The sequence below is a fragment of the Vibrio xiamenensis genome (assembly GCF_900100015.1).
GTDB classification, from domain to species: domain Bacteria; phylum Pseudomonadota; class Gammaproteobacteria; order Enterobacterales; family Vibrionaceae; genus Vibrio; species Vibrio xiamenensis.
In genome coordinates this window covers 1-10,658 of sequence record NZ_FNDD01000056.1, presented here as the reverse complement: position 1 = coordinate 10,658, position 10,658 = coordinate 1, and the positions used below count along the sequence as shown (strand labels likewise).

13 protein-coding genes are annotated in these 10,658 nt (G+C 45.3%); 12 read left to right on the top strand and 1 reads right to left on the bottom strand.

What is annotated here, in order from left to right:
* Window positions 1-845: 845 nt before the first annotated feature.
* Window positions 846-1,649 (bottom strand): inositol-1-monophosphatase, encoded by an 804-nt coding sequence (gene suhB, locus BLS03_RS24695; protein ID WP_093279503.1) that lies wholly within the window; start codon window positions 1,647-1,649, stop codon window positions 846-848.
* Between the two features lie 176 nt (window positions 1,650-1,825).
* Here suhB and trmJ point away from each other — a divergent pair, with 176 nt between their 5' ends.
* The 12 genes from trmJ to tnpA form a co-directional block, all read left to right on the top strand.
* Entirely contained in the window at window positions 1,826-2,569 is a 744-nt protein-coding gene (gene trmJ / locus BLS03_RS24690) for a tRNA (cytosine(32)/uridine(32)-2'-O)-methyltransferase TrmJ (protein WP_093279502.1), read from the top strand.
* A 141-nt stretch (window positions 2,570-2,710) separates the two neighbouring features.
* Window positions 2,711-3,217: a Fe-S cluster assembly transcriptional regulator IscR gene (gene iscR / locus BLS03_RS24685; RefSeq protein ID WP_093279501.1), complete on the top strand. Its 507-nt coding sequence runs from the start codon at window positions 2,711-2,713 to the stop codon at window positions 3,215-3,217.
* Between the two features lie 29 nt (window positions 3,218-3,246).
* Window positions 3,247-4,461 (top strand): IscS subfamily cysteine desulfurase, encoded by a 1,215-nt coding sequence (locus BLS03_RS24680; RefSeq protein ID WP_093279500.1) that lies wholly within the window; start codon window positions 3,247-3,249, stop codon window positions 4,459-4,461.
* A gap of 40 nt (window positions 4,462-4,501) precedes the next feature.
* Window positions 4,502-4,882, top strand: coding sequence for a Fe-S cluster assembly scaffold IscU (gene iscU, locus BLS03_RS24675; protein WP_093279499.1), 381 nt, complete (start codon window positions 4,502-4,504; stop codon window positions 4,880-4,882).
* Window positions 4,883-4,946: 64 nt separating this feature from the next.
* Window positions 4,947-5,273: an iron-sulfur cluster assembly protein IscA gene (gene iscA / locus BLS03_RS24670; protein WP_093279498.1), complete on the top strand. Its 327-nt coding sequence runs from the start codon at window positions 4,947-4,949 to the stop codon at window positions 5,271-5,273.
* Window positions 5,274-5,319: 46 nt separating this feature from the next.
* A complete protein-coding gene (gene hscB / locus BLS03_RS24665; RefSeq protein ID WP_093279497.1) occupies window positions 5,320-5,835 on the top strand; it encodes a co-chaperone HscB in 516 nt (171 codons plus the stop codon).
* A 20-nt stretch (window positions 5,836-5,855) separates the two neighbouring features.
* Window positions 5,856-7,709, top strand: a complete 1,854-nt coding sequence (gene hscA, locus BLS03_RS24660; RefSeq protein ID WP_093279496.1) for a Fe-S protein assembly chaperone HscA — start codon at window positions 5,856-5,858, stop codon at window positions 7,707-7,709.
* Window positions 7,710-7,726: 17 nt separating this feature from the next.
* Window positions 7,727-8,065, top strand: a complete 339-nt coding sequence (gene fdx / locus BLS03_RS24655) for an ISC system 2Fe-2S type ferredoxin (RefSeq protein WP_093279495.1) — start codon at window positions 7,727-7,729, stop codon at window positions 8,063-8,065.
* A gap of 24 nt (window positions 8,066-8,089) precedes the next feature.
* A complete protein-coding gene (gene iscX / locus BLS03_RS24650; RefSeq protein WP_093279494.1) occupies window positions 8,090-8,284 on the top strand; it encodes a Fe-S cluster assembly protein IscX in 195 nt (64 codons plus the stop codon).
* A 165-nt stretch (window positions 8,285-8,449) separates the two neighbouring features.
* Window positions 8,450-9,748 carry an aminopeptidase PepB gene (pepB, locus tag BLS03_RS24645; RefSeq protein WP_093279493.1) on the top strand — a complete coding sequence of 433 codons (1,299 nt, stop codon included), beginning with the start codon at window positions 8,450-8,452 and terminating at the stop codon, window positions 9,746-9,748.
* A 67-nt stretch (window positions 9,749-9,815) separates the two neighbouring features.
* Window positions 9,816-10,241 (top strand): nucleoside-diphosphate kinase, encoded by a 426-nt coding sequence (gene ndk / locus BLS03_RS24640; protein ID WP_093279492.1) that lies wholly within the window; start codon window positions 9,816-9,818, stop codon window positions 10,239-10,241.
* 203 nt (window positions 10,242-10,444) lie between these two features.
* Window positions 10,445-10,658 (top strand): IS200/IS605 family transposase (gene tnpA / locus BLS03_RS24635; RefSeq protein WP_143015694.1); only part of this gene is annotated, 214 nt, incomplete at its 3' end.

The following is a 10,658-nucleotide window of genomic DNA, read 5'->3' as shown; positions in this document are numbered from 1 at the left end:
CCAATTAGCAGAGCCGCGGATTCCCCTAATACCAAAAGTCGGCGCGTGTTTGGAGTTCGAATCTCTCCACCCCTGCCATATTTAAGAAGCCTCAGTCGAAAGACTGGGGCTTTTTTACATCTGTTACTTGGATATTAGTTTATGTAGTTCCAATTAGCAGAGCCGCGGATTCCCCTAATACCAAAAGTCGGCGCGTGTTTGGAGCTTGTAGGCAAGTCCCATCGAATCTTCGGTGCGCCGACCCAGTCAATCATTGCCATATATAAGAGGCCTCAGACTAGGCGTCCCCGTCTGAATACTGGGGCTTTTTTACGTCTGTGACTTGGGTATTTGTGTCGTAGTTATAATTGGCAGAGCCGCGGATTCCGCTAATACCAAAAGTCGGCGCGTGTTTGGAGCTTGTAGGCAAGTCCCATCGAATCTTCGGTGCGCCGACCCAGTCAATCATTGCCATATATAAGAGGCCTCAGACTAGGCGTCCCCGTCTAAATACTGGGGCTTTTTTACGTCTGTGACTTGGGTATTTGTGTCGTAGTTATAATTGGCAGAGCAGCGGATTTCGCTAATACCAAAAGTCGGCGCGTGTTGGGAGCTTGTAGGCAAGTCCCATCGAATCTTCGGTGTGCTGGGGCCTAGTCCCCCCTGCCATAATTAAGAAGCTGCTGGGGCTTTTTCACGATATTTTTCAGTGGGACGTCGACAGGCCGGTACGTGGAGAGTCCCCAAGCGGTTTAGTCTGAATAGTACCTTAGAGTATCCTTAGGTGGATTTATCGTCAGACAATAAAAAAGCCGACTTGATAAAGTCGGCTCTATTCAGCTGTGACGGTTTTTAGTGTTTGAAAATTATTTCAACATCGCTTCATTCGCGTTATCACGAATGTGCTTAAGTAGTGATTTCGCACCACGAGAGCTTGCAGCAACAACGTTGCCTGATTTCATGTAGTCAGTGCCACCTGCGAAGTCGGTAACAATCGCACCAGCTTCACGAGCAATCAATTCGCCCGCTGCTAGATCCCATGGCTTAAGGCCAAGTTCAAAGTAACCATCAACACGGCCAGCAGCCACGTAACATAGATCAAGAGCAGCAGAGCCAGTACGGCGGAAGTCTGCACATTCAACAAACAGTGATGAAAGAATTTTGAAGTAACTTTCAGAATGCTGTTTTTGCTTGAATGGGAAACCAGTTGCGAGTAATGCACCTTGAAGGTCTTTGAGTGGTTTGACACGAATACGAGCGCTATTTAGTTGAGCGCCTGCGCCGCGATGCGCAGTGAATAGTTCGTTTTGCATTGGGTCGTAAACACACGCAACCTCAGTTTTGCCTTTAATACGTACGGCAATTGAAACTGCGAAATGAGGTAGACCTTTGATAAAGTTAGAGGTGCCATCCAGTGGGTCGATGATCCATTGCACGTCATTATCTTTGCCTTCAATCAGACCGTTTTCTTCAGCAATAACGCTGTGATCCGGATAAGATTGTTTGATTGTATTGATAATGATCGCTTCTGCTTCTTTGTCGACGTTAGTAACAAAGTCGTTCGAACCTTTTTGTACAGATTCGATTTTTTCAGCATTTTCTAGTGATTTGGCAATATGGTTGCCTGCTTTTCGCGCGGCGCGAATAGCAATATTAAGCATAGGATGCATACAAGATTTCCCAACGGATGTTAAAGAACAGAAAACGGCGCGAGTATACCAGAGTGACAACAAAAGGGAAGCGGTTAATTTTTGAACTTTCAGTCATTGAGTCTTCCTGAGGCGGACCAATTGTGTCAACTATGTGTTAATATCCGCCTCGAAATTTTCTTCTAGTGGATTCGATCATGCTCAATCACGTTAAAGTGGTGCTTGTTGGCACCTCTCATTCCGGCAATATTGGTTCAGCAGCGCGTGCAATGAAGGTGATGGGGCTCAGCGAAATGGTGTTGGTCTCTCCGCAATGTGAAGTCGACGCTCAGGCTATCGCTTTGGCAGCAGGAGCCAGCGAAATCGCTCTCAATGCCACTGTGGTTGATTCACTAGAGCAAGCGATTGAAGAGTGCACGTTAGTGGTTGGTTCAAGCGCACGTTCTCGGACGCTAGAATGGCCGATGCTTGAACCACGAGAATGTGGTCAGCGACTGATTGCCCAAGCTAAGCAGCAACATGATGTAGCTTTAGTTTTTGGTCGTGAGCGTACTGGGTTGACGAATGATGAGCTGCAAACATGCCATTACCATGTCGCAATTCCTGCAAATCCTGAATATTCGTCTTTAAACTTAGCGATGGCCGTACAAACATTGAGTTATGAAGTACGTATGGCGTATTTAGAACAGCAAGCGAGTGGGTATGAAGATACTCTGGAGACTCAACCTGACTATCCACGTAATAAAGAGTTGGAATTATTTTATCAGCACCTTGAAAAAGTGTTGATAGAGACTCAATTTATCTCTAAGGATCAGCCTGGTAAAGTGATGAACAAGATGCGTCGTCTGTTTTCCCGAGCGAGACCTGAGCTACAAGAGCTGAACACCCTTCGTGGGATTTTAACCGCCATAGATAAATCGAATAAGTTAAAAAGCAATTAATGTGGCGATTATACAATCACATAGATAACGTCTATTGAATGAATAGATAATACCTGACTAAATTAGTCAAATAAATACTTGACCAATTTGGTCGGGTATGAAAAAATTCATACCACATAAACGATGTGGATATGGTGTAATATGAGACTAACATCTAAAGGAAGATATGCAGTAACGGCCATGTTAGATGTGGCTCTGCACTCACAGCAAAGCCCAGTACCTCTAGCTGATATTTCTGAGCGTCAAGGTATCTCTCTATCTTATCTTGAACAGCTATTTTCAAAATTACGTAAAGCAGGACTTGTTGCAAGCGTACGTGGACCCGGCGGTGGTTATCGTCTCGGTGCCGATGCGCAAACTATCGCAATTGGTACTGTGATTGCAGCGGTTGATGAATCCGTTGATGCAACCAAATGTAATGGCAAAGCAGACTGTCAGGGCGGTACTCGCTGCCTTACTCATACTTTATGGCGTGACCTAAGTTCTCGTATTAGTGACTTCTTGAACAACATTACTCTTGGCGAGTTGATGGTGGATAATGAAGTCCTAGAAATTTCCGACCGTCAAGATATCGATCTTGTGGTTAATCATGGGGCAGCCAGTACAACAACGAATAGCGCGCCCATCGGAGTTAATTTCCGCTCATAAGCGGTCTGCATGTTACATTGGAGTAGAAAATGAAACTGCCTATTTATCTTGATTATTCAGCAACTTGTCCTGTCGATCCTCGTGTGGCTGAGAAAATGTTTCAGTACATGACGATGGATGGTACTTTTGGCAACCCGGCTTCACGCTCACATCGTTATGGTTGGCAAGCTGAAGAAGCAGTAGATACCGCTCGTGAACAAATCGCAGACGTTCTTAACGCAGATCCGCGTGAAATCATTTTCACATCTGGCGCAACAGAGTCTGACAACTTGGCGATTAAAGGTGTGGCGCATTTTTACGGTAAGAAGGGTAAGCACATTATTACCTGTAAGACCGAGCATAAAGCTGTCCTTGACCCATGTCGTCAACTGGAGCGTGAAGGTTTTGAAGTCACTTACCTTCAACCTGAGTCGAACGGTCTGATCGATCTTAAAAAGCTTGAAGATGCGATGCGCGACGACACTATTCTCGTGTCTATCATGCACGTAAATAACGAAATTGGCGTGATTCAAGACATCGCTTCAATTGGCGAATTGTGTCGCGAACGCAAAATTGTATTCCACGTTGATGCGGCTCAATCTGCAGGCAAACTACCGATTGATGTGCAAGAAATGAAAGTCGATTTGATTTCTATGTCTGCACACAAGATTTATGGTCCCAAAGGGATTGGCGCACTTTATGTTCGTCGTAAACCACGCATTCGCTTAGAAGCTCAAATGCACGGTGGCGGTCATGAGCGCGGTTTCCGTTCGGGCACACTACCTACTCACCAAATCGTGGGTATGGGTGAAGCTTTCCGTATTGCAAAGCAAGAAATGCAAAAAGATTACGAGCACGGTAAAGCGCTACGTGATCGACTATTAGCTGGCGTTCAAGATCTTGAAGCGGTCACCGTTAACGGTGATTTAGAGCAGCGACTACCAAACAACCTTAATGTGAGCTTTGCTTTTGTTGAAGGTGAGTCTTTATTGATGTCTCTTAAAGACCTTGCCGTTTCTTCAGGCAGTGCATGTACATCTGCGAGCCTTGAGCCTTCATATGTACTACGTGCTTTAGGTCTTGATGACGAATTAGCGCACAGCTCGGTTCGTTTCTCTTTCGGTCGTTTTACCACGGAAGAAGAAGTTGACTACGCAATTGAACAAATTCGCGTAGCAGTAACCAAGCTACGTGACATGTCTCCTCTATGGGATATGTACAAAGAGGGTATCGATTTAAGTTCTGTTGAGTGGGCTCATCACTAAATCGTTCCAAGGATAAATAGAGGATTCGAGGTAACTTATTATGGCATATAGCGAAAAAGTAATTGATCACTACGAGAACCCACGTAACGTTGGTTCATTTGATAACGAAGATCCTACTGTAGGTAGCGGCATGGTTGGTGCGCCTGCATGTGGCGACGTGATGAAGCTTCAAATCAAAGTCACACCAGAAGGCATCATCGAAGACGCTAAGTTCAAAACCTATGGCTGTGGCAGTGCGATTGCATCTAGCTCGCTGGTGACAGAATGGGTAAAAGGTAAGAGCATCGATGAAGCGGCAGCGATTAAAAACGCAGAAATTGCAGAAGAACTAGAACTGCCTCCAGTGAAAGTTCACTGCTCAATTCTTGCCGAAGATGCAATTAAAGCGGCCGTTGCTGATTATAAGAAAAAACATCAGTAAAAAACCGTTATAATGGGAGCTCAAAGCTCCCATTCCAATTGTTAGAATCAGTTTAAGGTGCAGTATGGCCATCACATTATCAGACTCAGCAGCTAATCGAGTAAAAGCTTTTCTTGAAAACCGTGGTAAAGGCATCGGTCTACGTTTAGGCGTCAAGACGACGGGCTGTTCCGGTATGGCTTATGTGCTTGAGTTTGTTGATGAAGTCAACCCAGATGAAGATGAAATCTTTGAGCACTCAGGCGTAAAAGTCATCATCGATAAAAAAAGCCTCGTGTATTTGGATGGTACTCAGCTTGATTATGTCAAGGAAGGCCTAAACGAAGGTTTTGAATTCAATAACCCTAATGCGAAAAGTGAATGTGGTTGCGGTGAGAGCTTTAACGTTTAATCTCTGATAGCCAGATAAAAGGCCATTCGCTAAGGACCAATTCTCCATGAATCACTTTGAATTATTTGGGCTACCAACTCAGTTCCAACTGGATGGTAGCCTTCTTTCTTCACAGTTCCGAGAGCTACAAAAGCGCTTTCATCCAGATAATTTTGCCACAGCTTCGGAGCGTGACCGTCTACAGGCGGTGCAAAAGGCATCACAAATCAACGATGCCTACCAAATTTTAAAAGACCCTATTTCTCGCTCCGAGTATTTGTTGGCCCTGCACGGTGAAGACATTCGTGGTGAGCAACAAACCATGCAAGACCCAATGTTTCTGATGGAGCAGATGGAGCTGAGAGAAGAACTCGAATCGATTGCTCAATCGTCCGATCCAGAATCTTCATTGTTCGACTTCGACGCAAAAGTCGCCAAAATGTATAAGCAGCATTTAGCTGCAGTAGAGCAAGAACTTAGCGATACATTGTGGGCGCAAGCGGCAGATCGCGTACGCAAGTTGAAATTTATTGCCAAACTCAAGAAAGAAATAGAACGAGTTGAAGATAAGCTCCTCGACTAGTTTTAATAAAAGGACCAATTATGGCGTTACTCCAAATTGCAGAGCCGGGACAAAGTTCGGCTCCTCATGAGCACAAATTGGCCGCAGGTATCGACCTAGGTACAACCAATTCGCTGGTCGCTTCCGTTCGAAGCGGCGAAGCGCAAACCCTTAAAGATGACAAGCAACGTGCCATCTTGCCTTCTGTGGTTAACTATTCCTCGCAGCAACCTTTAGTCGGTTATGAAGCCAAAGCGCAAGCTGAGGTTGATCCCGTTAATACCATTATTTCGGTGAAACGACTGCTTGGTCGCTCCTTGCAAGACATTCAAGCACGCTACCCAACCTTACCTTACCAGTTTTCGCCAGCCGAGTCGGGCTTGCCGCTATTGACGACTCAATCGGGCAATCGTAATCCGATTCAAGTTTCGGCTGACATTCTTAAGACTCTTGGGCAGCGCGCCGAGCAAAGCTTGGGCGGTGAATTAGCTGGCGTGGTGATTACCGTACCCGCGTATTTTGATGATGCTCAGCGAGCGGGCACGAAAGATGCGGCTAAATTGGCAGGATTGCATGTACTGCGTTTGCTTAATGAACCGACAGCCGCCGCGATTGCTTATGGCTTGGACTCTGGTCAAGAAGGTGTTATCGCTGTTTACGACTTAGGTGGCGGTACTTTTGATATTTCGATTTTGCGTTTATCAAAAGGGGTGTTTGAAGTGCTCTCAACTGGCGGCGATTCAGCGCTAGGTGGCGATGACTTTGACCACTTGATTGCGGAATATTTGCTTGAGCAAAGTGGTGCGCAGCAACCGTTAACCGCAGAGCAAAACCGTGTATTACTGAATCAAGCCACCCAAGCTAAGATCGCGCTATCAGATGCTGAAAGCGTTCCTGTATCGGTATTTGGATGGCAAGGTGAATTACAGCGCGATACGCTCAATGAGCTTATTCAGCCTTTGATTAAGAAGACCCTGCTTTCTTGCCGACGCGCGTTGAAAGATGCTGACGTAGTGAGTGACGAGGTACTTGAAGTCGTGATGGTTGGTGGTTCAACGCGTACCCCATTGGTACGTAACATGGTGGGTGACTTCTTTGGGCGCACGCCATTAACCAGTATTAATCCTGACGAAGTCGTCGCTATTGGAGCGGCTATTCAAGCGGACATTCTTGCGGGTAATAAACCGGATTCGGAGATGTTGCTGCTTGATGTGATTCCTCTGTCTTTAGGGATTGAGACCATGGGTGGTTTGGTGGAGAAGATTATTCCACGTAATACCACGATTCCTGTCGCTCGAGCACAAGAGTTCACGACATTCAAAGACGGTCAAACTGCGATGAGCGTGCATGTTGTGCAAGGTGAGCGCGAGATGGTCGACGATTGCCGATCGTTGGCGCGTTTTTCTTTGAAAGGGATTCCACCGATGGCGGCAGGCGCTGCACATATTCGCGTTACTTACCAAGTCGATGCTGACGGTTTACTGTCTGTTACTGCTATGGAAAAAAGCACCGGGGTACAATCTGATATCCAGGTCAAACCATCGTACGGTTTAAGTGACACTGAAGTCGCAGATATGCTAAAAGATTCAATGACTCATGCGAAACAAGACATGGAGGCTCGTGCACTTGCCGAGCAACGAGTCGAGGCGGATCGCGTGATCGAAGGTCTGCTTGCGGCAATGCAAGCTGATGGTGATGAGTTACTGAGTGAAGCTGAACGCCAAGTGTTACTAAAAGCCATAGAATCTCTGATTGAGGTGCGAAATGGCGATGATGCAGATGCGATTGAACAAAGCATCAAAGATACGGATAAAGCCAGCCAAGATTTTGCCTCTCGTCGAATGGATAAATCCATTCGCGCGGCATTAGCTGGTCAGTCTGTTAACGATATTTGATAGAGGTTTGAAGTTATATGCCTAAGATTATTGTATTACCTCATGAAGATTTATGCCCAGAAGGTGCCGTGCTAGAAGCTCAAAGCGGAGAGTCGGTTTTGGACGTGGCTCTGAAAAATGGTATCGGTATTGAACATGCGTGTGAGAAGTCATGTGCGTGTACCACTTGTCACGTGATTATTCGTGAAGGTTTTGATTCGCTTGAAGAGAGCGATGAGCTTGAAGACGACATGCTAGATAAAGCTTGGGGCTTAGAACCTGAGTCGCGTTTAGGATGCCAAGCTTTGGTCGCTGATGAAGATTTAGTTGTAGAAATTCCTAAGTACACCATTAACTTAGCTAAAGAAGATCATTAATATAACCGTTTAGGAAGCCAAGCAATGAAATGGACAGATTCTCGAGACATCGCAATTGAACTGTGCGACCAATTTCCAGATTTAGATCCGAAAAATGTACGTTTTACCGATCTTCATCAATGGATTCTGGATCTTGAAGATTTTGATGATGATCCGAATCGTTCGAATGAGAAAATTCTTGAAGCGATCATTTTGTGCTGGATGGATGAGATGGACTAGATAACTCTCTTATCTATCTCACAAAATTAACAAGTTTCACTAAAAAAAGCGGGCTAATAAGTCCGCTTTTTTATCAAGTTGACATGATAGCCCTACATAATGCTAACATCCTAGGGTTTGAATAAGAAAGGCGTAGGCAACGCCACACAAAGACAAGGAGAAACCATGTCTACACAGATGTCTGTATTTTTAAGCCAAGACGCGGCTTTACCACATTGGGGTGAAAAAGCATTACTTTCTTTTAATGAAAACGGCGCCGTGATCCATCTTGATAAAGCCATGGATCTGAGTGCAATTCAACGCGCGGCGCGCAAATTAGATTCGCAAGGCATTAAAAGCGTTTCATTAAAAGGTGAAAATTGGTGTCTTGAGAGTGTTTGGGCGTTTTCTCAGGCCTATCGCAGTGCGAAAAAAAATACCAAAATTGAATTTCCTGAGCTTGATGAAGCCGCAAATAAAGAGCTGAATGCACGTATTAAAGCGGCTGATTTTACTCGCGATATCATCAACAAATCGGCAGAAGAAGTAGCCCCTCGCCAATTGGCAACGATGGCCTCTGAATTTATTAAGTCAGTGTCTCCAGAAGGCACTGTCAGCATCAAAATCGTCAAAGATAAAGATCTACTAGCGGAAGGCTGGGAAGGCATTTATGCGGTTGGTCGTGGCTCTGAGCGCACTTCTGCGATGCTGCAACTTGATTTCAACCCAACTGGCGATGACAACGCGCCAGTATTCGCATGTATCGTTGGTAAAGGTATTACTTTTGACTCAGGCGGTTACAGCTTGAAACCATCAAACATGATGGGTGCGATGAAAGCCGATATGGGCGGCTCTGCTACGGCAACAGGTGGTTTGGCTTTGGCGATAATGCGCGGTCTAAACAAGCGTGTGAAACTGATCCTATGCTGCGCGGAGAACATGGTCTCAGGTCGTGCACTTAAATTGGGTGATATTATCACCTATAAGAATGGTAAAACGGTTGAAATACAAAATACTGATGCTGAAGGACGTTTGGTTCTTGCTGACGGTTTGATTTTCGCTAGCGAGCAAAAACCGCAACTTATCATCGATTGTGCAACTCTAACTGGCGCTGCGAAAAATGCGCTAGGTAATGACTATCACGCATTGATGAGTTTTGATGACCAGCTTTCACATCAAGCTCTGGAAGCGGCGAAACAAGAAAACGAAGGCTTATGGCCTTTACCTCTTGCTGAGTTCCATCGTGAAATGTTGCCGTCTAACTTTGCTGACCTTTGTAACATCAGTAGTGGTGACTACTCTCCAGGTGCAAGCACAGCAGCGGCGTTCCTTTCTTACTTTGTTGAGAACTACAAGCAAGGCTGGCTGCACTTTGACTGCGCAGCGACGTACCGCAAATCTGCAACCGACAAATGGGCTGCAGGTGCTACCGGTGTAGGTATTCGTACGCTTGCTCGCATTTTGACTGAGCAGTCTGAAAAATAACTGGCATAAAAAGCAGCTTTCGGGCTGCTTATAATAACAAACCAATTAGAAATAAAAGGAAGACCCTATGGCGCTAGAAAAAACCTTTTCAATCATTAAGCCCGATGCTGTTGAGCGTAACCTTATTGGCGAAATTTATCAGCGTATCGAAAAAGCAGGACTAAAAATCGTCGCTGCAAAAATGGTTCACCTGACTGATGAGCAGGCAAGTGGCTTTTATGCTGAGCATGAAGGAAAACCGTTTTTTCCACCGCTAAAAGAGTTTATGACTTCTGGACCGATTATGGTTCAAGTTTTAGAAGGCGAGAATGCAATTGCGCGCTACCGTGAGTTGATGGGTAAGACTAACCCGGAAGAAGCGGCGTGTGGTACTTTGCGCAATGACTACGCATTAAACATGCGTCAAAACTCTGTGCACGGTTCTGACAGCCCAGAATCTGCAGCGCGTGAAATCGAGTTCTTTTTCCCGCAGTCAGAAGTTTTTTCTGGTTAACTCATTTTCGCTGAATGACCTTATTTCGCCAAATAAAGTTAACAGCTTGATTCAAAAAGCCTCACATCCGTGAGGCTTTTTTATTGTCAGCTCTAAACCACCGCCTAGGGCGGTGGTGATTGTCCCTTGGGGCTATTGCCCGAAGGAATGCCCATGTTAGAAGTAAGTCTCTTATTCACCACAAGTAAGAGGAAACTAAAAACATGGGCGACTACAGAAGTTCATCACATGTATATTGGCGTTGTAAATACCACATAGTATGGACGCCGAAGTATAGATTTAAGATCTTGAAAGGTAATGTAGGTAAGGAGCTTTACCGCTCGATCTACATTTTGTGCAATATAAAAGATTGTGAAGTCTTGGAATTAAATATTCAGCCAGATCACGTTCACTTGGTTGTGATAGTCCCACCGAAAG

What these genes read in the sequence shown, in the direction of transcription:
- iscU (WP_093279499.1), top strand. Translation starts at nt 4,502, where the DNA reads ATGGCATATAGCGAAAAAGTAATTGATCACTACGAGAACCCACGTAAC.
- pepB (WP_093279493.1), top strand. Translation starts at nt 8,450, where the DNA reads ATGTCTACACAGATGTCTGTATTTTTAAGCCAAGACGCGGCTTTACCA.
- iscA (WP_093279498.1), top strand. Translation starts at nt 4,947, where the DNA reads ATGGCCATCACATTATCAGACTCAGCAGCTAATCGAGTAAAAGCTTTT.
- trmJ (WP_093279502.1), top strand. Translation starts at nt 1,826, where the DNA reads ATGCTCAATCACGTTAAAGTGGTGCTTGTTGGCACCTCTCATTCCGGC.
- iscR (WP_093279501.1), top strand. Translation starts at nt 2,711, where the DNA reads ATGAGACTAACATCTAAAGGAAGATATGCAGTAACGGCCATGTTAGAT.
- fdx (WP_093279495.1), top strand. Translation starts at nt 7,727, where the DNA reads ATGCCTAAGATTATTGTATTACCTCATGAAGATTTATGCCCAGAAGGT.
- hscA (WP_093279496.1), top strand. Translation starts at nt 5,856, where the DNA reads ATGGCGTTACTCCAAATTGCAGAGCCGGGACAAAGTTCGGCTCCTCAT.
- iscX (WP_093279494.1), top strand. Translation starts at nt 8,090, where the DNA reads ATGAAATGGACAGATTCTCGAGACATCGCAATTGAACTGTGCGACCAA.
- suhB (WP_093279503.1), bottom strand. Translation starts at nt 1,649, where the DNA reads ATGCATCCTATGCTTAATATTGCTATTCGCGCCGCGCGAAAAGCAGGC.
- hscB (WP_093279497.1), top strand. Translation starts at nt 5,320, where the DNA reads ATGAATCACTTTGAATTATTTGGGCTACCAACTCAGTTCCAACTGGAT.
- BLS03_RS24680 (WP_093279500.1), top strand. Translation starts at nt 3,247, where the DNA reads ATGAAACTGCCTATTTATCTTGATTATTCAGCAACTTGTCCTGTCGAT.
- ndk (WP_093279492.1), top strand. Translation starts at nt 9,816, where the DNA reads ATGGCGCTAGAAAAAACCTTTTCAATCATTAAGCCCGATGCTGTTGAG.